The organism is Methanomicrobiales archaeon HGW-Methanomicrobiales-1, assembly GCA_002839675.1.
Classification (GTDB): domain Archaea; phylum Halobacteriota; class Methanomicrobia; order Methanomicrobiales; family Methanospirillaceae; genus Methanoregula.
The window spans coordinates 105,367-129,436 of sequence record PGYM01000002.1; the positions used below are offsets into that span (position 1 = coordinate 105,367).

Annotated in this window: 27 protein-coding genes; 24 read left to right on the plus strand and 3 right to left on the minus strand. The window is 52.3% G+C overall.

The features are described 5' to 3' along the window. Window positions 1-12: 12 nt before the first annotated feature. Window positions 13-897 carry a formylmethanofuran--tetrahydromethanopterin N-formyltransferase gene (gene fhcD / locus CVV30_06665; GenBank protein PKL69252.1) on the minus strand — a complete coding sequence of 295 codons (885 nt, stop codon included), beginning with the start codon at window positions 895-897 and terminating at the stop codon, window positions 13-15. Window positions 898-1,315: 418 nt separating this feature from the next. Between fhcD and CVV30_06670 the strand changes: the two genes are divergently transcribed. The 10 genes from CVV30_06670 (at window position 1,316) to mcrA (ending at window position 12,133) form a co-directional block, all read left to right on the plus strand. Then, window positions 1,316-2,494: a ferredoxin gene (locus tag CVV30_06670; GenBank protein ID PKL69253.1), complete on the plus strand. Its 1,179-nt coding sequence runs from the start codon at window positions 1,316-1,318 to the stop codon at window positions 2,492-2,494. 5 nt (window positions 2,495-2,499) lie between these two features. After that, complete coding sequence (gene hdrC, locus CVV30_06675) at window positions 2,500-3,081, plus strand: CoB--CoM heterodisulfide reductase subunit C (protein ID PKL69254.1); 582 nt, start codon at window positions 2,500-2,502, stop codon at window positions 3,079-3,081. Window positions 3,082-3,087: 6 nt separating this feature from the next. Beyond that, complete coding sequence (hdrB, locus tag CVV30_06680) at window positions 3,088-4,011, plus strand: CoB--CoM heterodisulfide reductase subunit B (protein ID PKL69255.1); 924 nt, start codon at window positions 3,088-3,090, stop codon at window positions 4,009-4,011. Between the two features lie 11 nt (window positions 4,012-4,022). Then, complete coding sequence (locus CVV30_06685; protein ID PKL69256.1) at window positions 4,023-6,176, plus strand: disulfide reductase; 2,154 nt, start codon at window positions 4,023-4,025, stop codon at window positions 6,174-6,176. Next, window positions 6,177-6,635 carry a hydrogenase iron-sulfur subunit gene (locus CVV30_06690; GenBank protein PKL69257.1) on the plus strand — a complete coding sequence of 153 codons (459 nt, stop codon included), beginning with the start codon at window positions 6,177-6,179 and terminating at the stop codon, window positions 6,633-6,635. It begins immediately after the preceding gene. A 593-nt stretch (window positions 6,636-7,228) separates the two neighbouring features. Beyond that, window positions 7,229-8,542 (plus strand): coenzyme-B sulfoethylthiotransferase subunit beta, encoded by a 1,314-nt coding sequence (gene mcrB / locus CVV30_06695; protein PKL69258.1) that lies wholly within the window; start codon window positions 7,229-7,231, stop codon window positions 8,540-8,542. A 19-nt stretch (window positions 8,543-8,561) separates the two neighbouring features. After that, on the plus strand, window positions 8,562-9,032 hold the full coding sequence (mcrD, locus tag CVV30_06700; GenBank protein PKL69259.1) for a methyl-coenzyme M reductase operon protein D: 471 nt from the start codon (window positions 8,562-8,564) through the stop codon (window positions 9,030-9,032). A 2-nt stretch (window positions 9,033-9,034) separates the two neighbouring features. Further along, the gene (gene mcrC / locus CVV30_06705; GenBank protein PKL69260.1) at window positions 9,035-9,670 is read left to right on the plus strand and encodes a methyl-coenzyme M reductase I operon protein C; all 636 of its coding nucleotides are present in this window, start codon (window positions 9,035-9,037) and stop codon (window positions 9,668-9,670) included. Window positions 9,671-9,677: 7 nt separating this feature from the next. Next, entirely contained in the window at window positions 9,678-10,445 is a 768-nt protein-coding gene (mcrG, locus tag CVV30_06710; GenBank protein ID PKL69261.1) for a coenzyme-B sulfoethylthiotransferase subunit gamma, read from the plus strand. Window positions 10,446-10,447: 2 nt separating this feature from the next. Further along, window positions 10,448-12,133, plus strand: coding sequence for a coenzyme-B sulfoethylthiotransferase subunit alpha (mcrA, locus tag CVV30_06715; protein PKL69262.1), 1,686 nt, complete (start codon window positions 10,448-10,450; stop codon window positions 12,131-12,133). Window positions 12,134-12,563: 430 nt separating this feature from the next. On the opposite strand, the gene CVV30_06720 is transcribed toward mcrA, so the two are convergent. Continuing rightward, window positions 12,564-13,046: a DUF2124 domain-containing protein gene (locus CVV30_06720; protein PKL69263.1), complete on the minus strand. Its 483-nt coding sequence runs from the start codon at window positions 13,044-13,046 to the stop codon at window positions 12,564-12,566. A 398-nt stretch (window positions 13,047-13,444) separates the two neighbouring features. Between CVV30_06720 and CVV30_06725 the strand changes: the two genes are divergently transcribed. From CVV30_06725 to CVV30_06770, 10 genes are all read left to right on the plus strand, one after another. Then, window positions 13,445-14,398 carry a radical SAM protein gene (locus CVV30_06725; protein ID PKL69264.1) on the plus strand — a complete coding sequence of 318 codons (954 nt, stop codon included), beginning with the start codon at window positions 13,445-13,447 and terminating at the stop codon, window positions 14,396-14,398. A 158-nt stretch (window positions 14,399-14,556) separates the two neighbouring features. After that, window positions 14,557-15,006: a metal-dependent transcriptional regulator gene (locus CVV30_06730; GenBank protein ID PKL69265.1), complete on the plus strand. Its 450-nt coding sequence runs from the start codon at window positions 14,557-14,559 to the stop codon at window positions 15,004-15,006. A gap of 138 nt (window positions 15,007-15,144) precedes the next feature. Next, window positions 15,145-16,074, plus strand: coding sequence for a zinc ABC transporter substrate-binding protein (locus CVV30_06735; GenBank protein PKL69759.1), 930 nt, complete (start codon window positions 15,145-15,147; stop codon window positions 16,072-16,074). Continuing rightward, on the plus strand, window positions 16,071-16,841 hold the full coding sequence (locus tag CVV30_06740; protein PKL69266.1) for an ABC transporter: 771 nt from the start codon (window positions 16,071-16,073) through the stop codon (window positions 16,839-16,841). The genes CVV30_06735 and CVV30_06740 overlap by 4 nt, the downstream gene beginning before the upstream one ends. A 2-nt stretch (window positions 16,842-16,843) precedes the next feature. Continuing rightward, window positions 16,844-17,650, plus strand: a complete 807-nt coding sequence (locus CVV30_06745) for a hypothetical protein (protein PKL69267.1) — start codon at window positions 16,844-16,846, stop codon at window positions 17,648-17,650. A 222-nt stretch (window positions 17,651-17,872) separates the two neighbouring features. Continuing rightward, window positions 17,873-18,121 (plus strand): hypothetical protein, encoded by a 249-nt coding sequence (locus CVV30_06750; protein PKL69268.1) that lies wholly within the window; start codon window positions 17,873-17,875, stop codon window positions 18,119-18,121. Between the two features lie 27 nt (window positions 18,122-18,148). Further along, a complete protein-coding gene (locus tag CVV30_06755) occupies window positions 18,149-18,505 on the plus strand; it encodes a dinitrogenase iron-molybdenum cofactor biosynthesis protein (protein ID PKL69269.1) in 357 nt (118 codons plus the stop codon). Window positions 18,506-18,677: 172 nt separating this feature from the next. Next, a complete protein-coding gene (locus CVV30_06760) occupies window positions 18,678-19,004 on the plus strand; it encodes a hypothetical protein (GenBank protein PKL69270.1) in 327 nt (108 codons plus the stop codon). 280 nt (window positions 19,005-19,284) lie between these two features. Then, window positions 19,285-19,488, plus strand: a complete 204-nt coding sequence (locus CVV30_06765) for a DUF2892 domain-containing protein (protein ID PKL69760.1) — start codon at window positions 19,285-19,287, stop codon at window positions 19,486-19,488. Window positions 19,489-19,783: 295 nt separating this feature from the next. Further along, window positions 19,784-20,077, plus strand: coding sequence for a hypothetical protein (locus CVV30_06770; GenBank protein ID PKL69271.1), 294 nt, complete (start codon window positions 19,784-19,786; stop codon window positions 20,075-20,077). A gap of 47 nt (window positions 20,078-20,124) precedes the next feature. Here CVV30_06770 and CVV30_06775 read toward each other — a convergent pair whose 3' ends face one another. Then, entirely contained in the window at window positions 20,125-20,973 is an 849-nt protein-coding gene (locus tag CVV30_06775; protein PKL69761.1) for an MBL fold metallo-hydrolase, read from the minus strand. A gap of 178 nt (window positions 20,974-21,151) precedes the next feature. Between CVV30_06775 and CVV30_06780 the strand changes: the two genes are divergently transcribed. The 4 genes from CVV30_06780 to atwA all read left to right on the plus strand — a co-directional run bounded on the left by CVV30_06780 (window position 21,152) and on the right by atwA (window position 24,058). Continuing rightward, window positions 21,152-21,385: a hypothetical protein gene (locus tag CVV30_06780; protein PKL69272.1), complete on the plus strand. Its 234-nt coding sequence runs from the start codon at window positions 21,152-21,154 to the stop codon at window positions 21,383-21,385. Between the two features lie 42 nt (window positions 21,386-21,427). Continuing rightward, complete coding sequence (locus CVV30_06785) at window positions 21,428-21,748, plus strand: hypothetical protein (GenBank protein ID PKL69273.1); 321 nt, start codon at window positions 21,428-21,430, stop codon at window positions 21,746-21,748. A 45-nt stretch (window positions 21,749-21,793) separates the two neighbouring features. After that, window positions 21,794-22,171 carry a hypothetical protein gene (locus CVV30_06790; GenBank protein ID PKL69274.1) on the plus strand — a complete coding sequence of 126 codons (378 nt, stop codon included), beginning with the start codon at window positions 21,794-21,796 and terminating at the stop codon, window positions 22,169-22,171. 291 nt (window positions 22,172-22,462) lie between these two features. Then, entirely contained in the window at window positions 22,463-24,058 is a 1,596-nt protein-coding gene (atwA, locus tag CVV30_06795; GenBank protein ID PKL69275.1) for a methyl coenzyme M reductase system, component A2, read from the plus strand. The last annotated feature ends 12 nt before the right edge of the window (window positions 24,059-24,070 follow it).

A 24,070-nucleotide genomic window follows, 5' to 3' on the forward strand; every position in this document is an offset into this window, starting at 1 on the left:
CGAAAAAAAAGATTAGAGAATTTTGTGGAGCTCGATCTTATACGGTCCGAGCGTGCCGCCAAAGTTGCCGGCAGTGATGAATTTCACTCCCGGTACCAGTGCTGCGGCTTTGACTCCCGCTGCCATGGCTGCGGCAACCGACTTCTCGTCAATACCGTCAATGACGATCTCATACACACCTTTGATCCCGGCTGGGACCTTGGAGTCGGGGACTTTTTCCCGGAGGGTCGGACAGTACTTCTCGTTGGTTGACGCGGGCATGAACTTGTATTTCAGGCTGCCAACCTTTGAACCGCTGGCAACGACACCGCCGGGGAAGCTGGTGATGGTGCCGGGCACCTTGGCAATTGCGTCCACTGCGGCCTGCGCACCGATGAGGGCTGCCATCTGGTTCTCTGCCATCACAAAGAAGTTGCCACCAGCAACACCCTTGACAATGCCAAACTCTTCCTCACCAATATATTCTCCTTCCATGATCGGAATGACCCAGCACTTCCTGCCGCCAACTTCTTTTTGGTATTCGTAACCGTCTCCAAAGAAGTGGAGCTTGACCTGAATCTTCTCTTCTGAGTCGATAATACCGTTGAAGACTGCAGTGGTTGGTGCAGTCAGTACACACTCAGCGAGACGCTCAACAACCTGATCCTTGATCTTCTTCTTACCCGCACAGATCAGGATCGAGACACCGGGGCGGCCATCAGGAGTCTGCGAACCGTCAAGTTCCAGTTCGATCCCCGCTTCGCACGGGCACCCGATCGCGGATGTTGCAAAGCCGGTTGCTTCTGTTGCTGCTTTCCTTGCCCATTCCATGGTGACTGCTGTGATGATCACCCGGCATACCCATGTCGGGAATGCCTCTGCAAATTCGTTGTCAATGGTAACTCCGTTGATCTCCATATCATAACCTCCGGTACCACAATGGTAGTATGATGGGTATTGAATAAATTTTCTAAATTAATTCCAGTAAACAGAGCGCACAGAAACCGGGCAATTAAGTACACAACATTTTGTTAATCTTAATAAAGAGTATATAGATCAGAATTTAGAATCTCCAATAAAAAGCCCTTTTTTTCGGGCTAATTTCAGAAGATTTATCTACATTCTTCGACCACTTTTGGATAGTCGATTTTTTGAATCGATCATAGCTGGTGCGTAAAAATATGGCATTTGCAGTGCATATTGACAGGGTAAACTGTACGGGCTGTAACAATTGTGTAGCAGCGGGCATGCCCGCACATGATATTACAGTAGCAGGACCCTGGGAATCCAGAGCACAGGCAAACGTACTATAATGGTATTGCATGAGGGTTAATTCATGAACAATCTGTTTCCCAAATTTTCCAAGAAGAGGGATGGGGTCAACGTTGTAATGGAGCAAAAACTCCTTCAGAACGTGAACAACCTTATTCTCAATGCAGAGACCTGCACGGGATGCGGTATATGTGTGGAGGCTTGTCCTGAGGAAGCTATTGTCCTCGGGCTTGTCGGTGCATCAAGGCGTGGCGCAATCAATTACGCTGCCCCCATCGATGTCGACGAGACCAAGTGTTCATACTGCGGCGTCTGCGTAATAATGTGCCCATTCAATGCATTGACCTTAAAAGTGGATGGACAGGAGAGACTCCCGATCCTTGAGAAGGAAGGGTTCCCGCAATTTGATATGAAAGCGGAGATTGATGACGAGAAATGCGTCAAGTGCACGATCTGCGAAGAGGTCTGCCCGCGTGACGCAATTGACCGCAACGTCCCTGCTTTTGAAGGAACCTATAAAGGACCGGTTCCTGGCGCAAAGGACCGCCAGACTGCAATCAAGACCAAGACGACATTTACCGTTGATAAAGAGAAATGCTCGCTCTGTGGCCTGTGCGGGGCATTATGCCCGGCAATCGTGGTGAAACACAAGGAGTTCACCGCAGAGTCCGGAAAAGTCGAAGGCGACGTGATCTGGGACGAGACCAAGTGTGATGCCTGCAAGGTGTGTGTTGAGGCCTGCCCCGAAGAGTGCATCACCGTTGAGCGCGAGATAATCTCTGACAAGGTAGTCGGCAAAGTCGATATTATCAAGGACAACTGCTGCACTTGCACGTGGTGCTCGAAGAACTGCCCGACCGAGGCAATCACCGTTGAGAAGATTTTTGAAGGCGATATCGAATTCCATGCAGAGAAATGCCCCGGCGGCTGTTCAACGTGTGCAGATATCTGCCCGGCAAATGCGATCTATCTCCCAAGCCCGATGGCAGCTGCTGACATGAAACTTGACAGCATTGAAAAGACCATTGCAGTCAACAAGGATTATTGTATCCTGTGCGGAGCATGCGTTAACGCCTGCCCCGGTGAGGATATCATTGTGCTGCAAAGAACCGGTATCCGCGTGAAAGGCACGGAGACTGACCTGTTCAAGAGAATCAAAGAGAAACTCTTCACCAAGAGAACCTCAAAGGTGAAAGAGGACATCACAGGACAGGTTAACCTCAAGCAGATGGAGAAGGCGTGAGTTCCATGGAAAGAACAAAAGGTTACCCAGCAGCGCTGGACAAGAAACTCCAGGACACGAGACTATACCTTAACGACTCAAATCCAGAGTTCACCAAGAACGTAAAAGCCATCTCGCGTACAAATGCCCACATGTGCTACCAGTGCGGTACCTGTACCGGCTCCTGTCCGTCAGCTCCCCGCAGCTCGTATCGCATCCGCTTGTTTATGAGGAGAGCGGTCCTCGGGCTCGAGAATGAAGCTTTGACCGATCCGGATCTCTGGCTCTGCACTACCTGCTACAGCTGTGCCGACCGCTGTCCGCGCGATATCATCCCCACGGATGTCATTATGTCCATGAGGAACCTCGCATTCAAGAGGGATATCGTTCCGGTCAATTTCTTAAAGACCGTTACGGCAATCTATGCCTCAGGCCACGGTGTACCTAACAACGATGTCAACCGTGCTGCCCGCGAGAAGATCGGCCTTTCCCGCGACCCACCAACCACCCACTCATATCCGGAATATATGCCTGGCATCAGGAAGATCCTTGACCACTACAAGCTCAAGGCCAATGCCGACCGGATCATCAAGGAAAGGGAGGGATAAGATACCATGTCAGAATCAGGCGCAAAACACAAGTTTGCATTCTACCTTGGATGCATTGCCCCCAACCGTTACCCCGGTGTCGAATCCGCTTCCATCAAGGCAATGAAGAAACTCGGCGTTGAGCTCGTCCCCTTAAAGGGCGCAAGCTGCTGCCCCGCACCAGGTGCATTCGGTTCTATCGATCTTAATGTATTCTATGCTATGGCAGCCCGGAACCTTGTCCTTGCTGAGCAGATGAAGATGGATATCGCCCTTGTCTGCAACGGTTGTTACAAATCGATCTGGGAAGTCAACCACAAACTCAAGCACAACAAAGATCTCCGCGATGCTGTCAACGAAGTGCTCAAGGAAGTCGACATGGAGTACAAAGGTACTATCAATGTCTACCACACTGCAGAGCTACTCTACAATGACAAGTTCATCGGTGTTGACAAGGTCCGCGACAGCGTTACAAACCCGCTGACCGGTGCCCGTATTGCTGTCCACTATGGCTGCCACCTCGTCAAACCCCACAAAGACCGGGAGTTTGAAAAGGAAGTTATGCTGAACACCGAACACCCAGTCTGGATGGAAGAGCTTGTTGCTGCACTTGGTGCAACACCAGTTGAATACCGCAACAAGATGCAGTGCTGCGGTGCAGGTGGCGGTGTCCGCGGGTACGATATCGTCCACGCACTGGACATCACCAATGAGAAACTGATCAATCTTACAGAAGAGAAGGTTGATGCACTTACGGATATCTGCCCATTCTGTCAGCTCCAGTTCGACCGCGGTCAGATTGAGATTCAGGAAAAGTTCGGTGCCACATATAATCTGCCGGTACTGCACTTTGCAGAGCTTCTCGGGCTGGCACAGGGAATGAGTCCACAGGACCTCGGGCTGGATCTCCATGGAATCAGCTGCGAATCATTCCTTCAGAAGGTGCTTTGAGGTGGTACAAAATGGTAGAAAAGAAGAAAACAACCACCAAAAAGACCGAGACCAAAAAACAGGACACAAAGAAGGCGGCCCCCGTGAAACAGGATGTTAAGAAACAGGCCCCGGCGGCAAAGCCGGAGGTAAAACCGGTAACAACCGGCAGCACGACCCAGCAGAAGCCCCGGGTTGGTGTATTCCTCTGCCACTGCGGTACAAATATCGCCGGCTCTATGGATCTCATGGCAGTACAGGAGTACTCCAAGACCATTCCGGGCGTCGCATTTGTTGACAACTACCAGTACATGTGTTCCACACCGGGCCAAGGTAAGATCGAGAAGGCGATCAAGGATCACAAATTAACCGGTATCGTTGTCGCAGCCTGCACCCCGCGTCTCCATGAACCGACATTCCGAACAGCAACCAAGGAAGGTGGACTGAACCCGTTCCGGTTCGAGATGGCTAACATCCGTGACCAGAACTCGTGGGTGCACATGCACGACCGCGAAGGTTCAACAGAAAAGGCAAAGGACGCAGTCCGTATTGCCGTTGCAAAGGCTGGACTTCTCCAGGATCTCTACCCGAAGTCAGTACCGGTAGAAAAAGCCGCAATGGTCGTCGGTGCCGGTGTTGCCGGGATGCAGGCAGCCCTTGACCTCGCAGCAGCAGGTATCAAGACGTACCTTATCGAGGCAGATACCAGCATCGGCGGACGCATGTCCCAGCTGGACAAGACATTCCCGACTCTCGACTGTTCACAGTGTATCCTCACACCAAAGATGGTGGACGTCGGCAGGGACACGAATATTGAGTTGTATACCTACTCCGAAGTTCACGCAGTTGAAGGGTACATTGGTAATTTCGATGTCACCATCCGCAAGAAAGCCCGTGGTGTACTCACCCCCAAGGAAGCGGAAGCCCGTGGCCTTATCGGTGGCGGCTGTAATGGTTGCGGTGACTGTGATGCAGTCTGCCCGGTTATCAAGCCCAATGCATTCGAAATGGGCATGAAGCCGAGAAAGGCGATCTACATCAACCACCCGCAGGTTGTCCCGTTGATCTATACGATCGACTTCGACTCCTGTGTCAAGTGCGGACTTTGCGTGACTGCGTGCGGTCCCGAGAAGCGTGCAATCGATCTCGAATCCAAAGATGAGTTCATAAAGGTCAAAGTGGGTACTGCCATTCTTGCAACCGGGTATGAACTGTTCCCGATTGAGAAGAAAGAAGAATGGGGATACAAGAGATTTGAGAACGTCATCACCGGTCTCGAATTCGAACGGCTTATCTGTGCATCGGGTCCAACCGGTGGACACCTCGTCCGTCCAAGCGATGGACAGACCCCCAAGCGGGTCGCATTCGTTCTCTGTGCAGGGTCACGTGACAACACCGGTATTGGCAAGCCATACTGTTCACGTTTCTGCTGCATGTATTCGCTGAAACACGCCCACCAGATCATCGAGAAGATCCCCGGATGCACCCCATATCTCTTCTATATGGATATCCGGTCATTCGGAAAGATGTACGAAGAGTTCTATTACCGTATCCAGGATGAAGGAGCAAAGTTCATCCGCGGACGTGTTGCTAACATCCTTGAGGATCCCAAGACCAAGAACCTGCATGTAATGACTGATGACACACTGCTCAACCGCCCGATCGATCTGGAAATGGATATGGTCGTGCTCGCATCTGCAGTACAGCCCTCATCAGATACCAACAGGACCAGAAAACTCTTCGGAGTTTCCTGCTCGATGGACGGATGGCTGTTAGAAGCCCACCCGAAGTTGAACCCGTGCGGTACCACAACTGCCGGTGTCTTCCTTGCCGGTGTCTGTCAGGGTCCAAAAGATATCCCCGACACGGTAGCATCTGCTGAAGGTGCAGCATCTGCGGCCAGTATCCCGATCCACAAGGGACAAGTTGAACTCGAGCCGTACTTTGCCAGCTGCATTGAAGAGAAATGCGCAGGCTGCGGTATGTGCGTGAATCTCTGCCCCTACAGCGCCCTTGCGCTGGTTGAGAAGAATGGTCGCATGGTCATGGAAGTAACCGAAGCAAAATGTAAAGGCTGCGGAACCTGCGGAGGATTCTGCCCCGGTGGTGCCATCTGGATGAACCACTTTACAACCCCACAGATCGTGGCGCAGATCGATGCATTCCTGCTCGGAGGTGAGCAGTAAATGTCAGCTCCTGGAAATTTCAAGATCCCCGAACGTGGACCCGGTATCTGGCAACCCAAGATCATCGGTCTTCTCTGCAACTGGTGTTCATACGCCGGTGCAGATCTTGCCGGTGGCGGTCGTATCCAGTACCCGCCTGATGTCCGTGTAGTCCGTGTCATGTGTACCGGCCGTCTTGATGCACTGTTTGTCTTAAAGGCATTTGCCGATGGGGCAGATGGTGTGCTCGTATCAGGCTGTCACTTCGGTGACTGCCACTACCTTGAAGGCAACTACAAGGCAGCAAAGCGGATGTTCATGGTCAAGCGCCTGATGAAGAGCATCGGCCTTGACGACCGCCGATTCAGGATGACGTTCGTCTCTGCATCCGAAGGTGCAAAGTGGGCAGAGGTCATTACTGATGTGGTCAACACGGTTACGGAACTGGGGCCCAGCCCCATAACCGAGTTCAAGAAATAATACAGATTTATACCGTGGATCCGTACCCACCCATCCATTTTTACGGCAGACGCACCAGCGCTGATTTCACGATATAGCCGTGAAGGGAATGGATGCAGAAATTTTTTTTTTGACTTTTTCTGCAGAGTAAACTATGTCCGATAAAAGGAATAGGGCGTATTTATGGGATTTTCACACACTCATATTCCCTGCAGGAATTCATCAGAACTATCAAATAAAATGAGTTCAAATGGTTACCTCAACCTCATCTTTTTTATACAGAGCGCGCAGAAAAATCATATTTTTAGTTAAACGTCATTGTCATAGGTAATATTTTTTTTGAATGCAGTAATACTGCGTAAAACAATGAAATGCGGAGGATATGTAATATTTGAACATTGCTCCATTTTGAAGTATTATTCTTTAATTATTATAATACGTCGTTCCGGGAAGAAATCGCAATACTTATATGGCGAAATTGGGAATTATTGAATGTCCCATCTTAGGGGACGTGCAATAGCGACTTTCACTCATTTCCAGTATCCCCGATAGGGTATACTTTCGTTCACTGACAGTATTGTATCGCGGTTAAATGAAAATTTGGAGGAATTCAAATGGCTAAATACAAAGAAACGATCGACCTCTACGACGATGAAGGCAAACTTTTAAAGAGCAATGTAACTCTTGACAAGATCAGCCCCGTTGTCAACAAGGGCGCACTGAATGTCATCGACCTCACCAAGAGGACAGTGGCAGTTAACTTCGCAGGTATCGAAGACGCATTAAAGACCGGAAAGGTCGGCGGTAAGTCGAACCAGATCCTCGGCCGCAGCATGAGCTGCAGCTGTGTCAAGGACTCCGATGCACTCGCAGCCAAGATCAAGAGCATGGTCCAGGTTACCGAGGGTGACAACACCAAGATCACCAAGGTCGGCGGCGGAAAGATGATCCTCGTCGAGGTCCCGACTGCCCGTATGGATGCAGCAGCAACCTACGATGTTGCAGCAACCAACGTTGCAGCAGCCGTCACCTATGCACTGGTTGACCAGTACAAGGTCGATATGTTCGACGGTTCCTACATCAAGGCAGCAGTCTGGGGTACCTACCCGCAGACAATGGACATGCAGGGCGGAAACGTCGTCTCGATTCTTTCCATCCCCCAGTTCAACGAAGGTCTCGGCTATGCACTCCGTAACGTTCCGGCCAACCACGCGGTCATGATGACCCACCGGAATGCGTTCCAGGGTGCAGCACTCTCAGCAACCTTCGAGCAGGCAGGTATGTTCGAGATGGGTAACGCAATCGGCCCATTCGAGCGTGCACAACTCATGCTCTACGCATACCAGGGACTCAATGCAAACAACCTCGTCTACGACCTCGTCAAGAAGAACGGCAAGACCGGTACCATCGGTACTGTCGTGCAGAGCCTTGTTGAGAAGGCCATTGAGGACAAGGTTATCAAGGCAGGCAAGAAGGGCAAGAGCGGCTTTATCTTCTACGAGACCAAGGACCCCATGCTCTGGAATGCCTACGCATCTGCAGGAACCCTTGCAGCAACCATGGTTAACTGCGGTGCCGGACGTTTCGCCCAGGCAGTCTCAGCAACCCTGCTGTACTTCAACGACCTGCTTGAGCACGAGACCGGCCTCCCCGGTGCAGACTACGGTCGCGCAATGGGTGTTGCAGTTGGTTTCTCGTTCTTCAGCCACTCAATCTACGGTGGCGGCGGTCCCGGTGTCTTCAACGGTAACCACGTCGTAACCCGGCATGCAGCCGGTGTTGGTATGCCCTGTATCGTCGCAGCCTGTGCACTCGATGCCGGAACCCAGATGTTCGGTCCCGAGCACACCTCGAAGATCTACCAGGACACCTTCGGCCAGCTTGACTCATTCAAGAAGCCGATCCAGGCAATTGCAAAGGGTATCTAAACCCAATCAAAGGATACGAATGACAGAAGCCACGTTCCCCCAGTGCAGGATTTCCGCCGAGCGGTTGCTTAATCCCGAGACCACAGAACGCCTGCTGAACAAGCTCATCGAAGTCCCCGGTATACGGCGCATGCTCTTAAACGGACAGCGCCTGCCGGCGATCATTCCCTATGGCCCCGCCAAAGGTCTTGCCAATCCTCATCCTATGAGGAGGACGATCAAGGTAGGGGACCAGGAAGTCGAATTGCAGGTTCATGTAGGTAACGTTCTTCTTGAGCTTGAAAACCGTGAAAGTATTCCTGCACTGAAAGCCGCGTGCGAATCGGTCTTTACCGACTTTACTTTCCGTCTTCAGGAAGGCAGATATATGAAGACCGAACCGTCACTTGTCGATTACTGCAAGTACGGCCCGGACGCGGACAAAGAAATGCTCGGCCTTGCTGATCCTAGCAGCAAGTCCAAGCCCGTAATCCTACAGGGAAATAAATAATCATGCCGATTGGACGAGTAACCCAGGTTGTTGACTGCCGTGAGGCGATGGGCATGGGTAAAGGAGGCGGCATTGCCCAGCGGGGCACCATCTCCGAATGCCGGTACCCGGATGTCATAGTGGTCGGGATGTCTCCCGGACGCCGCCACGTGACCAAGCCGGTGTGCGATATTACCTCAGGCTTACGACAACAGGGCGTCGAATACAGCATCAGTACGCTGGTGCTGAATGCCGGAAGTGGCGTACCGCCGGACGCACCAAAGATTGGTGGTGGCGTTCTCGGCGCTTCTTTTGGGTTATCCGACAAAGAGGTCATGCAGATCGAGAAACACAAAATTGCTATTCTCCACCACGGGAATGTTCGTTCCCACGTGGTGCACAAGGTGCGGTTTATTCTTGCAGCCTGTGATGTGAAGGCAGTTGTTGTTTCCCAATCACCTGTAGATTATGAGGATTTCGCCAAAGAGGGAGTGAAGACTTCACTTGTAATGCCCCCCGAGGATAAAATCCGTACCAAAGGTACGGTGATGTCCATTGTGAGCGGTGTTACCCGTGGTCAGACCCCCACCCGCGAAAAGATGGCGGAAGTCATATCGTCAGTGATGAAACTCATGAAAAAGAAGGATTCATTGGAGTGATAAAAAAATGGCATACAAACCCCAATATTGTGCTGGCCAGACTATTGTAGCCGACAACAGGCGCAAGCAGATGGACCCGGCCCACAAGCTGGAAAAGCTCCGTGATGTCTCTGATAAGGACCTCGTTCTTATTATGGGACACCGTGTACCAGGCTCAGCCTACAAGAGTGCACACCCGCCGCTCGCCGAGCAGCAGGAACCCGCGTGCCCTGTCCGCAAGATGGTAACCCCGACCGACGGCGCAAAGGCCGGCGACCGTGTCCGTTACATCCAGTTCTCGGACTCAATGTACAATGCACCCTGCCAGCCCTACCTCAGGTCATACCTCGAAGCATACCGCTTCCGTGGAATTGACCCCGGTACCCTGTCAGGCCGTCAGATCGTCGAGTGCCGCGAACGTGACCTCGAGAAATACGCAAAAGATCTTGTCAACACTGAACTCTTCGACCCAGCCCTCATCGGCGTTCGTGGATGTACAGTGCATGGACACTCCCTCCGTCTCGATGAGAACGGTATGATGTTCGACATGCTCCAGCGCTGTATCCTCGACAAGAAATCAGGAATCATCAAGATTGTCAAGGACCAGGTCGGCGTTCCACTTGACGGCGAAGTCAAGATCGGCAAAGCAATGGACGCGAAGTGGGTCAAGTCACACAGCACCATCTACCACTCACTCGTGGGCACCGCCTACCGTGACGACGCAGAACTGGTTGAATACATCCAGCGCATCCACTCGCTCCGTGTAAAATACGGCTTCATGCCTAAGGAGGCATAATCATGGCAAAAGCAAAAATTGAGAGAACGCAGAAGCTCTTCTTAAAGGCAATGAAGGAGAAGTTTGCAGAAGACCCCCAGGCAACCTCAACCGTGTTTGCCCGTGCAGGTCTTGAGCAGTCCCCGCGTAAGATGGAGTTCATGAAGGCCGGTAAGAAGGCCGAGATGGACCGCGGTATCTCCATGTACGACCCGAAGCGCTGCCACTGTGGTGGTATCCCGCTCGGTCAGCGCCAGCTGATGACCTACGAAGTCAGCGGCACCAACGTCTTTGTAGAAGGCGACGACCTTCACTTTGTCAACAACGCAGCAATGCAGCAGATGTGGGACGACATCCGCAGGACCATCATCGTTGGCCTCGACCTCGCCCACAACACGCTCCAGAAGCGTCTCGGCAAGGAAGTCACCCCTGAGACCATCAACGAGTACCTCCACGTGCTGAACCACGCCATGCCCGGCGCAGCAGTCGTTCAGGAACACATGGTCGAGACCCACCCGTCACTTGTCGACGACTGCTACGTGAAGATCTTCACTGGCGACGACGAGATGGCAGATGACATCGAGCCCCAGTTCCTCTTAAACCTCGACAAGCTCTTCCCGGCAAAGAGTGCAGCAGCACTCAAGGCAGCCGTTGGAAAGTCAATGTTCCAGGCAGTGCACATCCCCACAACCGTAAGCAGGACCTGCGATGGTGGAACCACCTCCCGCTGGTCTGCAATGCAGATCGGTATGTCCTTTATCGGCGCATACAAGATGTGCGCCGGTGAGGCAGCAGTCGCCGACCTCGCCTTCGCCGCAAAACACGCCGGTGTTATCCAGATGGCAGATATCCTGCCCGCCCGCCGTGCACGTGGCCCGAACGAGCCAGGTGGCATCAAGTTCGGACACTTCGCAGACATGATCCAGGCGGACCGCAAGTACCCCAACGACCCCGTCAAGGCAACCCTTGAAGTCGTCGGTGCAGGTGCAATGCTCTTCGACCAGATCTGGCTCGGATCCTACATGAGCGGTGGTGTCGGTTTCACCCAGTATGCAACCGCTGCATACACCGACAACATCCTCGATGACTACTGCTACTATGGTCTTGACTACATCAAGTCCAAGCACGGTGGTCTCGGCAAGGCAAAGAAGTCCCAGGACGTTATCAACGACATCGCAACCGAAGTTACCCTCTACGGTATGGAACAGTACGAACAGTACCCCACCACCCTCGAGGACCACTTCGGCGGATCCCAGCGTGCATCCGTACTTGCAGCAGCATCAGGTATCTCCTGTTCACTGGCAACGGCAAACTCCAACGCCGGTCTGAACGGATGGTACATGTCCATGCTCGCTCACAAGGAAGGATGGTCACGTCTCGGCTTCTTCGGCTACGACCTTCAGGACCAGTGCGGTTCAACCAACTCAATGTCGATCAGACCCGACGAAGGCTGTATCGGCGAGCTCCGTGGACCAAACTACCCCAACTACGCAATGAACGTCGGACACCAGGGAGAATATGCAGCAATTGCAGCTGCCGCCCACTATGGACGCCAGGATGCCTGGACCCTGTCCCCGTTGATCAAGATCTGTTTCGCAGACCCGTCGCTGAAGTTCGATTTCTCCGAACCACGCCGCGAGTTCGCAAAGGGTGCAATCCGCGAGTTCATGCCCGCGGGCGAGCGCTCACTGATCATCCCAGCAAGGTAGATCAGTTCAATCACTTTTTTTTCAAGGGTTTTTTCCTACATTGGAATTATCAGTTTTAATCAGATCACAGAGATACGCGAAAATACCCCCGAATTGAGCCCCGTTCTTGATTCTCGGGATCCAGAAAAACCCTAATCTGGCTCCGATTGGATCGCAAGGGAAAAATCGTCGTATTTAGCCCCTGTTAGCAAAAATACCCGCGGAAACCGTGCCATATAATCGATGCCAATGGCCCGTAAATCGCGATGAATTTGACCACAGAGTTCAGGCAATCTGATGGGAAAACGGCCACCAAAATGCGTTTGCGGACGACTTTTTTTCAAGGTACTGGTTTACCCAAGTGATACAGAAAAAAAAGCGGGTGTTAGAAAATGAAAAAAATGGAGATTTGATTTCCATTAAAAAACACTATTCCCGTCGTATTTATGGATTATTTCGTAACCTCGACCGGATCAATGTTCGCATCTATCAGGCAATCGAATGATACCGTACCAAGCCACCCGGCTTTCTCGAACATATGCATGAAGCACACCCCAATCACTACTGTACCCGGATGCTTTTCTATAACCGCTTTCACCAGTTCTGCCTTCACCGGTACATTGGGCATCGAGAGCCCGCCCATAAAAACAATAACTTTTGGATTAAACTTCACGGGTGCCATGTGTACCTGCATGCCAACATGATCGACATGATCGATCTTCTTAGCCTTGCTCTCATCCACAAACGGGACAAATACCTGCTCGAGTTCGAACGAGCGAAGAGCAAAGGCGAGCAGTTCGACAAACGGCGTGCAGGTACCCGGGACGCTGTAGTAGATGATTTGGTCGCCTTTTTTCAGGCTCTTTGCCTCGATAAATTCCTTAAACGGGCGCAGGATACCCGGGACACCGTGGAAGACTTCCTTTGTAGCCATGATAGATCAAGAGTCTTGCCGGAAGATGATGATAATTCCTTATTTTCACAGGAACGTTTCTGTCACCGGAAATGAACGGGCGAGGGGATGAATTCGGACACTGAACGGTAGCAAAGCGTACATGCCCGGCTTGTACCGGGCGCTGGTACATTTCCCGCAGCAAAAACCATTCAAATGCTAAAATCCAATCTTTACGTAGAGTTGAGGCATTATCGAGACCAGCAAAAATGAGGGATACCGGGGTATGGCATCAGATGTTGACAGCACCTCGCTGGCAGAAAATACCGTTGACCAGTTGCCGGATGTTCCCGGCGCTGAATAGTCATCATGCAACAGAAAGGAGATAGCAGGATCATGGTTTTTCTTCGGGTAAACAATAGGACAACGGAGTATCCCTGATGACTAAAAAGCACATTTTCGGTCCGGTCCTCTCCCGCAGGCTCGGGCTCTCGCTTGGCGTTGACCTGATCCCATTCAAGATCTGCTCCTATGACTGCGCCTATTGTGAATGCGGAACCACTACCAACAAGACCCTCATGCGGCAGGATTTTTTTCCTGCAAAAGATGTGATCGCTGAACTCCGCGACGTTCTTGCATCCCGTCCTCATCTCGATTCCATCACCTTTGCCGGTTCCGGTGAGCCAACACTCTCCCGCTCACTCGGGCCGGTGATCGCGTTTGTGAAACGCGAGTACCCGGAATATACCGTAAGTGTCCTCACCAACGGGAGTCTCATGACCGATTCCGGGGTGCAGGAGGAACTCATCTCCGCAGATCTGGTGATCCCGACCCTGACCTCGGTATTCCAGGAAACCTTTGAGCGTATCCATCACCCCCACCCATCGCTCCGGATAGATGCAATCATCGGGGGAATAGTGCAGTTCCGTAAGCGGTATTCCGGTGCCCTCTGGCTCGAAGTGTTCGTCATGCCCGGGCTCAATACCTCCACAGAGGAACTGACCGGCCTGAAAAAGGCGATCGAACGAATCCATCCGGATCATGTCCAGCTAAATACCCTTGACCGTCCTCCGGCGGAGGGGTGGGTTGAGGCTGCAACGGATGCCGAACTGGAACGAGTCAGTGCGGTGCTTGGACGGACAGGCATCGAAATCGTCGGCCGGAAACTTCCCGTTTCCCACGCAACGAAAGCGAATATTGATGCAGGCGATCTGGTCCGGGCAACGCTCTGCCGGAGACCATCAACGGTCGAAGACCTCGTACGAACCACCGGTCTGAGCGGCGGCGAGGTGGCAAAAATTCTTGGCGTGCTTGAACGGGCAGGTACGGTAACTTCGCAGCGGGGTTCTCGGGGTGTTTTTTATGCGGTCTTACCGGGAAAAGATGATCAATAAGGAAACCTGAATGAATGTTACCAGCCTCGGACAACACTGCGCTTTTTGGCCGTTTCTTTACCGCAGAGCATGGGTTTACCGCAGATATCAAAGCCGGACATAACAAATGTTTGGGGTAAGCCCAAACTTTATTCTGAAGTGCATGCATATACAGCTGCATGGAGCCCGAGCGTGGTCTTGCCCTCTCCGCCCGTAAAGTGGACTACCTCAAATTTATATTAAAAACGGGGGGTACGGTCAGGACAAATGAGATCGCATCAGCGTTCAGCGTTGATCCTTCAACGATCACAAAAACCCTTGCGGAAATTGCCGCTGCAGGATATATCACGCATACCCCTTACCACGGCGTGTCCCTGACCGATTTCGGTAAGCATCATGCAGAATTTCTCGTGAAACGTCACCGCATTCTCAGTCTTATGCTGGCCAGGAACGGCCTCCCCCCGCAAGAAGCCTGTCATGAGGCGGCACGGTTTGAGAGCCACGTTTCCAAAAAGGCAATTGACAGGATTTGCCATTTTATGGGACACCCCCGGCAGGGGGTATGCGGGGAAATTATGCACGACGATGGCTGCCTTATCGAAAACCAGAAGAACAGGAACCCGTCCTGAACCATGAAAACCGGGGAACAGTAAGACTAAAACTTGGGTAGAGCCCAAATTATGGTGAGTTTGATGCAGGGACAGAAGATTGCCGTGGTTCAGGAAACCAGAGACCGGGCCTCGACTGGCAGACACAGCCGCATAATTATGATACTGTGTGCAGTAGCTGGAGCGATGATCCTGCTAATGGCGGCCGGGTGTATTCAGCAGCAGGAGACAGTGGTTTCTGCAAATGACGGGACAACTCCCCTCACCGTTGCCGTTACGATCCTGCCGCAGAAACAGTTCGTGGAAAGTATTGCCGGGGAACATGCCCGTGTCATCGTCCTCGTTCCCCCCGGGGCAGATCCCCATACCCATGAACCCACCCCAAAACAACTGGAGGATATCGGTCAGGCTTCCGTGTATTTCAAGGTGGGATCGGGTATCGAGTTTGAACGGGCATGGATGGACAAACTCAGCGGGGTCAATCGCCGGATGACGGTTGTTGACAGTTCAACGGGAATACACCTGATCTCCGGTTACCAGGACCCGGATGAAGAGGGTGCAGCACCGGGTACTCAGGATAAACCGGGAGTGCAAAACAGTGCAGATCCCCATATCTGGCTCTCGCCGAAAAATGCAAAGATCATGGTAGAGAACACGTACCAGGGACTTGCCCGGGCAGATCCCGTCCACAAAGCAGAGTACCGGGCCAATACGGACGCATACCTCAAAAAGCTTGACGAGCTGGATGCAGATATCAGCCTCGAGATCGCCCGTAATCAGGTCCACACGATAATGGTCTATCACCCGGCATGGTCCTATTTTGCCCGCGATTATGGCCTTCTCCAGATCCCCATTGAAGCAGACGGCAAGGACCCCACACCCACGGGAATAGAAAACCTCATACAACAGGCAAAGGCAGACAATATTACCGTAATCTTCGCATCACCGCAATACAGTACAAAAAGTGCGAGTGTGATCGCTAAAGAGATCGGCGGCAGTGTGGCACTTGTCGACCCGCTCGAAGAAGATTATCTGGGAAATATCAGGAATGTCTCATCCGCATTTACCAGGGGGGTCAGCAGCACATGACGGAAGAACCGGTAATTGAGGTCAAAGACCTCTGGCTCAGCAGGAAAGGTGAGGTGATCCTTGAAGATATCAACCTCCGCGTCTTACACAAGGACTTTTTTGCAATCATCGGGCCAAACGGAAGTGGAAAGACCACGCTTCTTAAGGTTATCCTCGGCCTCATCCCTCCCGATCGCGGGACTATACGCATCCTTGGCGGGTCACCGCAGGAGAAACGGCACCTCATTGGCTATGTTCCCCAGTTGCGGACATTCGATTTTGATTATCCCATCAGCGTCCGGGGGATGGTCCTCTCAGGCCTGCTTGGCCGGAAAACAGGCATCTTCAAGACATTCAGTGATGGGGATAAAGCACTTGCAGACAAGGCGCTCTCGACCATGGGGATCGCACATCTCGCCGACCGCACCATCCGTAACCTCTCGGGAGGTGAACAGCAGCGGGTGGTGATTGCCCGGGCACTGGTGGGCAGCCCGCAGGTGCTCTTCCTCGATGAGCCAACCGTGTTTGTTGATACACCGACCGAGACGCAGTTTTATGATATTCTCGGGAATCTGGCACGTACAATGACGATTGTGTTAGTCACCCACGATATCGGGGTGATCATTTCCCACGTCACCAAGGTAGCCTGCCTCAATCGCCGTCTCTACACCCATGACTCACGGGAACTGACCGAAGATATGATCCAGGGGGCCTACCAATGTCCGGTTGATATCATCGCCCATGGACACCCTCACCGGGTGTTCAGTCCGCATACACCGGAGGACTAGCCGTGCTCTATCTTCTCGGCTACGAATTTTTCCAGAATGCCCTTATTGCAGGGGTGCTTGCAAGTATCGCCTGCGGTATCATCGGGACCTATGTGATCATCCGGCGCATGGTTGCAGTCAGCGGCGGGGTTTCCCACGCGGCCTTCGGGGGCATTGGTCTTGGTTATTACCTTGGGATTGAACCGCTGCTGGGAGCACTCGTGTTTACGGTCGGGGCTGCATTGACCATGGGTGAACTCGAACATCGGGCAAAGCAGAACATGGACACGCTTATCGGTGCAGTGTGGGCAACCGGCATGGCGCTGGGTATCCTCTTCATCTACTTAACACCCGGATTTGCACCCGATCTCTTCGGGTACCTTTTCGGCAATATACTGCTGGTACCCCAGGGCGACCTGTTGCTCATGCTGGTGCTCATCGTCATTATTGTTATCACCGTGGGACTGCTGTTCAATGACCTTCTTGCGGTCACTTTCGATGAAGAGTATGCAACGGTAATCAACCTGCCCGTAGAGCGACTCCTGCTGATCCTGCTGGTGCTCATCGCCCTTACCGTTGTTATGCTCATCCAGGTGGTCGGGATCATCCTTGTCATCGCCCTGCTCACACTCCCGGCGGCAATCAGCCGGGAATGCACATCAAAAGTGGGAACCATGATGATCTATGCAATCCTGTTAGGGATTGCATTCACCACCACAGGCATCTTCCTCTCGGCATTTCTAAACATACCCTCAGGCGCAACCATCATCCTGGTGAGTGCAGCGGTATACGGACTTGTGCTGGTAAAAAAGAGACTGGCTGGCAGATAACAGATTCACCGGGAATTCAGGAGGGGCTGGGTTAGCGATGACCAAATCCGGGGCTGATCGATCCAAAACCCCCCACCGGGTTGCCTGCACTATCCCACCTCAGTAACAGATCATTTTCCTCCGGATTGATTTGGTTTTTTTAGATGCCCCAAACCAAAGTTTTTAAGTATTTATGCGCATATGAGTAATTAAGGAACCAAAACAGGTGCCAGGAGAATTTCAATGCCAGGATTAGACGGAACAGGACCACAGGGAAATAGTCCGATTATCGGCAGGGGAATTGGCAGGTGCCGCATAACTCCTGTACTTACGCAGGAACTTACCGTCGCATCACAACCGTCTCATAATGAGAACATACCTGCGATCTCACCGGGTTCCGCACAGGCGGTTCCGGTCTATGGTCGTCGGCGTGGGGGTGTTCCCTGCGGGTGCGGACATGGCTTTGGGGGCAACAGGCGCCCCAAAGGATAAGAATTCAATATTTTTCGAGGTTTATTCATGAAAGTAGCAATCGCAAAAGAAGGAGATATGGTGTCCGAGCATTTCGGACACTGTACTGAATACGCAGTGTTCGTTATCGAAGAATCAAAGATTACCTCTCAGGAAGTTCTCGAGAGCCCCGGGCACGAGCCGGGAAAATTGCCGCCATTCCTTGCCTCAAAAAAGGTTACGCACGTCCTCGCAGGCGGCATGGGCCCACGGGCCGTGGACCTGTTCTGCGAAAACAATATCGAGGTTTTCCTTGGAGTACGGGGCAAGATCGAGACCGTAATCAAGGATTTCATAGCAGGAAAGATTGGACAGGGTGAGAGCAGTTGTACCCACGGCCCCGATCACGAATGCAGTGGGCATTAACCCCATGGTGTCACGTGCGCTTTCCTGAAGAGATGATGATCACTTCCCGTTTTAACGGAAATGCAGAGGCCGGATGTTCCAGCACTTTAAAAAGACGGCCCCTCACCGGGTAATCATTTTTGATACATCTGTTTCACGACAGCCACCTCCATCAGAATCATGAAGGAATAACATGGCACGCAACAGGGAGATTCCTGAACTTCTTGAACAGTATATGGAGCAATTTGGCGAAACTCAACGATGGATCACGGTACAGGAATTCCGCACATATTTTCAGCTGGATGAATCTTCTGCACCGGCGATTTCCGGCTTTCTGCGCAGGATCTATCATGGCCCGTTCTTTTCCTGTCATTACCGGGTTGAAAGAATGGAGAAAATTGTCGTGAACACCCCGCAGCGCAGGTTCATAAAACGATACCTGGTAAAGAAGAGACCTGCTCCTCGCGTGAAATCTGCCAGGGAGCACAATAAATCGCAAGAAAAAACTTTTTTACCCTGATATACAGGAACATTATTTTACCATGATTGCTAAAATACGGCAGGAAATTCCCTCTTCAAATGGGCATCAAAGGCCCTGCGGTCGAGGCATTTTTCACCACATCATTTAGCCCATCCGGACCCTGAAAAGTCAACAGGAATATGAATACGAGGGTCATTTTTCAGGGGACATCTAAAAAATAGGGATTCCGGCGGTTGAACCAAATATGCCGGACCTTACAGGTGTAGGTACGTATATATCCCGTCCCACCTCATCACACATGTAGGTGAAAAGGTTGAAGATCGGAGAAAAGAATGTCGGTATGATCGACCGTGTGGTCAGGATCATTCTTGGAATCGTACTTATTGGTGTTTTCGCCCTTAACATGGTCGCTTCACCATGGTCATATCTCGTTGCACTCATCGGGCTGATTGCGCTTATCACCGGAGTTGTCGGGACCTGCGCCTTGTATTCCCTCATCGGCATGAATACATTAGGAAAGTAGGCTAAAAGAGAGTCTCAAAAAGAGCCTTCACCCGGAAGAAGCGCTCATCTGACTTCACAAATTTTCATAAGTACTTCACCGGGCCCGTGTCAGACTCCTTTTTGCAGCAGGGGATACTGAGCTGTGTTGGGCTTATCGCATTTCTTTGTCCGTATTCATGGATTATCAGGAGCAATGGCCTTCTGATAGGAGGAAGTGGATGCTTCCTCCACAGGATATCGCCTTTTGATTTGTTCCTGGTACTTCCATTGGATTTATTAATCCGGACATCTTCAGAGAATCATAAGGAATTCCCATGAAACGCGTCACCATCAATGCAATCATCGATATCGGCTGCCTGATCACGTTCATCCCGTCGCTTGTCACCGGGCTTGTTCTGTATATTGTGCTCCCATCAGGAGGGGGGAGAGGAAACAGCTGGGTAACGTACCTGGATATCCCCCGCAGCCAATGGGTCACGATGCACAATTACACGAGTTTTGCATTCACCGCTCTGCTCATCCTCCATGTGCTCCTGCACTGGAGATTTTTCCGGAATATCAAGCAATGCATCTCTCCCGGAGAAAAGACCTCGTGTGATGTTGAATAGGTCTCAAAGATTATCATTTTTAAAAAAGAGAACCCACCTGAGGGACTCTACCAAGAGATCGTCATTCCCACGCCCACTTCCTTCATGGGACAATAGGCTGCAAGCTCGAGTTTTGACGGAAGTGAGGTGCAGTGGCAGGCATGCAGGGCATTGAGATGAAGGCGGTTTAAGTATTTTCCCGACTTTGACATCCGTTTTGGTTCCGGCGAAAGAAGATGAAGCCCGCCGATGATATCGGCAACCCTCCGTTCCCCGCAGACCTCTCTTGCATATTCCGTGATGTTACAGATTCCCGCATGTGAACATCCGGTGATGATAACGAGTCCTTCTTCCGAGCGGAACGCGAGCGCGGTGTCGTCAAGCAGGTAATCCGGTTCAATGGTTCCGTCAGGATGATGAATGATCCGCTTGTCAGGATCTGCCTGCTCGAACGCAAATCTCCGTGGGATCTCCCCCAGAAAGACAAGGTCATCCGTAATCCAGACCGGTTTTGCGGACAGGTTGGCCGGGAACTGCCGGCAGATCTCCTCCTCGCTCACTGCCGATCCGTTTTTCCTGCCATCTTTTTCCTTGGGCCAGAAACAGCGGGGGTGAGCAATGAGGTTAGGCACCCGTGGCAAAACCCCCTCCGTTGTTGCACCGGCAAGGTGCCGGGCAAACGCGGCCAATCCTCCGGTATGATCGATATGTCCATGTGAGAGGACGAGGAAATCCAGATCCCGGAGGTTGATTCCCATCTTCTCTGAATTCGTAAGGAACAGCTCTGATAAGCCGGTATCAAAGAGGATCTTCTTTCCAGCAGTTTCAATGAAAAACGAGAGCCCGGCTTCGCCACAAAAATCATGGTCCGTGAGGGTGGTGTTATCGACAAGGACCGTGAGGGAGAGCTGAATCATCATGAAGAATATCGATCAGGAGAAGGGATGAGCTTTTTCTTTTTTCTGATAGTATGGACAGGGCCGAAAAAGAAGAGGGAAGAAACCATCAGTCAGTACACTGTCAGGGGGCAATGGTTTAAATGATTTATGCGCATATGAGTAATTAACGTACGACAACCGTACTGTAGGTGAACAAATGCCAGAAGATACACAACCAGCGTCCAACGAGACCACGAAATCTAATAATAAAACCGAATCCTCCCTGCATACCTGCGCCTGCGGCGAGCAGCACGAGGATCTCCCCGGCTCCCCCAGCCACCGGGATGCCTGCACGTCCACCCTTAAATTTGGCGATTCCTGTTGCTGCGGATCCGGCGAGGCAGCAAAAGAAGCACGCCACCGCTGCGGCCACGGGCCGAGATGCCGGTAAGCACAGCACTCTTCATTCCACAGCGCAACGACAGAACCTCTCATGACCCATCATCCGGAAGTCCCCGAACTGCTGGAGCTGTACATGGTGGCTTCCGGTTCAGCAGAGTGCTGGGTTACTGTCAGGGAACTTCGTTCTTTTTTTCAGCTGGATGAAACCACGGGTCCGGCATTTTCAGGATTTCTGCAGAGAATCCATCATGGGCCGTTCTTCACCTGCCGGTACAAGGTCACCCGCATGGAAAAGTTCCAGGACACACACCCGCCCTACCGGATCATCAAGAAATATCTTGTCCAGGAACGCCCGGTGCGCAAAGGTCATCAGGTCACCGATGCAGAAAAATTCGTCCGGTCAACCCGGTAAACAGGTTTTACTATTCCGGATATACACTCTAATCAGGAGTACGCAATGGCAGCGGATGAAATAAACGAAGTGCAGGAATGTCCACGGCGCGGACGGCCACGGCTCAGGCGCACTATCGCCGGTACTTCGGAATCCCGCTGTTACAAGCCCTGCTGCTTCCCTGAAGCAGAGGGACGGGGCATATCGTTACAGCCCGATGAGATCGAGTTGATCCGGCTTATCGATCTCGAAGGGCTCGAACAGGAAGAGGCTGCAGAAAAACTCGGGGTCTCGCGCAAAACTGCGTGGCGCGACCTGCATGAAGCCCGGCGCAAGATCGCCGATGCGCTGGTCAACGGCAAGGGTATTGAGATGGCCGGCTGCACAAAAGCTGCTGAAGGCCGGTGCCCAAAATGTCATAAGGATAAAAGTACCGAAAAGTAGGAAAGTCTTTTTTTTTACTGGAGGGATGCACGGTATACCAACGCCCGTTCAGCATAACTTTTTTTTAACCCGATCCTTAAATCTTTATGCTCATATGTGTAATAATCCACTACAACAGTCGTGAGGATTTTTATAATGCCGAACTTTGACGGGAACGGGCCGCTGAAACGGGGATGGGGGCGCGGATCCTGCCGGCAGGATACCGAAGATTACCCGCGAAAGGATACCGGTCCGGAAATCCTTACCAAAAATGAAACTCCTGAACAACAGCCGTACTGAGGAAGACAGATTATGTCAAAACCATTCATCAGCGTAAACGACCTCTGCATGGATTTCGATAATACGAGAGTCCTGAACAAGGTCTCGTTCGAGATACCGGAAGGAGAGATTATAGGCGTCATCGGCAGGAGCGGAGCGGGAAAGAGCGTGCTTATGCACCTGCTCCGTGGTGTTGAGCAGCCGCCGACCAAAGGCTCCATTGTCTACCATATGGCGGCCTGTGAACGCTGCACATTCATGGATGTGCAGAGCCGGGCCGGTAAAAAATGCCCCGAGTGCGGCGGGGAACTCGTGGCTGCCGATGTTGATCTCTGGGGCAAGAAAACGGATGGGATGAAGTCCCGGGTCATGAACCGGACCGCGATCATGTTCCAGCGGACATTCGCACTTTATGGAGATGACCGGGTGATCGAGAACGTGCTCCACGCACTCGATGACATCCGCTACCCGCAGGAACATGCGGTCAACCGGGCCGCAGATCTCATCGACCAGGTACGGCTCTCGCACCGGATGCTTCACATTGCCCGCGACCTGTCCGGCGGCGAGAAGCAGCGGGTAGTGCTGGCCCGGCAACTGGCCAAGAACCCGTCGATGCTCTTTGCAGACGAGCCTACAGGAACACTCGATCCCGGGACCGCCCGGCTGGTCCATGCGATGCTCATCGAGGCGGCAAAGAAGAATACGATGGGCATGGTTGTTACCTCGCACTTCTCGCAGGTAATCGAGGAGATGGCAAACCGTGCAATACTGCTGGTGGATGGCGAGATCGCGTCCATCGGTTCACCGAAAACGGTGATCCGTGCGTTTGCCAAAGATTATCATGAGATCGAGGAGTCGACCCCGGTAGAACTGGGAGGGAAGATCCTCTCGGCACGGAATGTGACCAAACGGTACATCTCAGTCGATCGTGGCGTGATAAAAGCGGTAAACTTGGTCACTTTCGATGTCGCAAAGAAAGAGATCTTCGGTATCATCGGGAAAAGCGGGGCGGGCAAGACCACCCTCTCCGGGATCATCTCCGGGATCATCGAACCAACAAGCGGCGAGATGAATATCCTGATCGGTGACGACTGGGTGGATATGACCAAACCCGGCATCGACCAGCGGGGCAGGGCAAAAGAGTACATCGGGCTGTTGCACCAGGAGTATGATCTCTTCCCCCACCGCACGGTGCTTGACAACCTCACCGACTCGATCGGACTGGATTTCCCCAAGGAGCTGGCAATCCGGAAAGCGGTAGTCACGCTCCGTATGGCCGGGTTCACTGAAGTGAAGGCCCGGGAGATCCTGAACCGGTTCCCGGGCGAACTCTCGGACGGGGAGCGGCACCGCGTCGCCCTGGCGCAGGTCCTTATCCGCGAGCCGCGTCTTGTGATTCTTGACGAGCCGACCGGGACCATGGACCCGATCACCAAGCAGGACGTGAAACACTCTATCTTAAACGCCCGCGACGAGATGGACGAGACTTTTATTGTTGTCTCGCACGATATGGACTTTGTCCGGGATGTCTGTGATCGTGTGGCCCTGATGCGGGGCGGGAAGATCATCGATATCGGCCCGACCGCTGCGATCCTCGCACAGGTGACCGAGGAAGAGAAGCGCGACTGACAAAACATAAAC

Excerpts from the sequence above, each read along its gene's own strand:
- hdrB (PKL69255.1), top strand. The coding sequence starts at position 3,088 with ATGTCAGAATCAGGCGCAAAACACAAGTTTGCATTCTACCTTGGATGC.
- mcrD (PKL69259.1), top strand. The coding sequence starts at position 8,562 with ATGACAGAAGCCACGTTCCCCCAGTGCAGGATTTCCGCCGAGCGGTTG.
- CVV30_06780 (PKL69272.1), top strand. The coding sequence starts at position 21,152 with ATGCCAGAAGATACACAACCAGCGTCCAACGAGACCACGAAATCTAAT.
- CVV30_06770 (PKL69271.1), top strand. The coding sequence starts at position 19,784 with ATGAAACGCGTCACCATCAATGCAATCATCGATATCGGCTGCCTGATC.
- CVV30_06760 (PKL69270.1), top strand. The coding sequence starts at position 18,678 with ATGGCACGCAACAGGGAGATTCCTGAACTTCTTGAACAGTATATGGAG.
- CVV30_06730 (PKL69265.1), top strand. The coding sequence starts at position 14,557 with ATGGAGCCCGAGCGTGGTCTTGCCCTCTCCGCCCGTAAAGTGGACTAC.
- mcrB (PKL69258.1), top strand. The coding sequence starts at position 7,229 with ATGGCTAAATACAAAGAAACGATCGACCTCTACGACGATGAAGGCAAA.
- mcrG (PKL69261.1), top strand. The coding sequence starts at position 9,678 with ATGGCATACAAACCCCAATATTGTGCTGGCCAGACTATTGTAGCCGAC.
- hdrC (PKL69254.1), top strand. The coding sequence starts at position 2,500 with ATGGAAAGAACAAAAGGTTACCCAGCAGCGCTGGACAAGAAACTCCAG.
- CVV30_06790 (PKL69274.1), top strand. The coding sequence starts at position 21,794 with ATGGCAGCGGATGAAATAAACGAAGTGCAGGAATGTCCACGGCGCGGA.
- CVV30_06740 (PKL69266.1), top strand. The coding sequence starts at position 16,071 with ATGACGGAAGAACCGGTAATTGAGGTCAAAGACCTCTGGCTCAGCAGG.
- fhcD (PKL69252.1), bottom strand. The coding sequence starts at position 897 with ATGGAGATCAACGGAGTTACCATTGACAACGAATTTGCAGAGGCATTC.
- CVV30_06670 (PKL69253.1), top strand. The coding sequence starts at position 1,316 with ATGAACAATCTGTTTCCCAAATTTTCCAAGAAGAGGGATGGGGTCAAC.
- mcrA (PKL69262.1), top strand. The coding sequence starts at position 10,448 with ATGGCAAAAGCAAAAATTGAGAGAACGCAGAAGCTCTTCTTAAAGGCA.
- CVV30_06690 (PKL69257.1), top strand. The coding sequence starts at position 6,177 with ATGTCAGCTCCTGGAAATTTCAAGATCCCCGAACGTGGACCCGGTATC.
- CVV30_06775 (PKL69761.1), bottom strand. The coding sequence starts at position 20,973 with ATGATTCAGCTCTCCCTCACGGTCCTTGTCGATAACACCACCCTCACG.
- CVV30_06720 (PKL69263.1), bottom strand. The coding sequence starts at position 13,046 with ATGGCTACAAAGGAAGTCTTCCACGGTGTCCCGGGTATCCTGCGCCCG.
- atwA (PKL69275.1), top strand. The coding sequence starts at position 22,463 with ATGTCAAAACCATTCATCAGCGTAAACGACCTCTGCATGGATTTCGAT.
- CVV30_06725 (PKL69264.1), top strand. The coding sequence starts at position 13,445 with ATGACTAAAAAGCACATTTTCGGTCCGGTCCTCTCCCGCAGGCTCGGG.
- CVV30_06735 (PKL69759.1), top strand. The coding sequence starts at position 15,145 with ATGATACTGTGTGCAGTAGCTGGAGCGATGATCCTGCTAATGGCGGCC.
- CVV30_06755 (PKL69269.1), top strand. The coding sequence starts at position 18,149 with ATGAAAGTAGCAATCGCAAAAGAAGGAGATATGGTGTCCGAGCATTTC.
- CVV30_06785 (PKL69273.1), top strand. The coding sequence starts at position 21,428 with ATGACCCATCATCCGGAAGTCCCCGAACTGCTGGAGCTGTACATGGTG.
- mcrC (PKL69260.1), top strand. The coding sequence starts at position 9,035 with ATGCCGATTGGACGAGTAACCCAGGTTGTTGACTGCCGTGAGGCGATG.
- CVV30_06750 (PKL69268.1), top strand. The coding sequence starts at position 17,873 with ATGCCAGGATTAGACGGAACAGGACCACAGGGAAATAGTCCGATTATC.
- CVV30_06685 (PKL69256.1), top strand. The coding sequence starts at position 4,023 with ATGGTAGAAAAGAAGAAAACAACCACCAAAAAGACCGAGACCAAAAAA.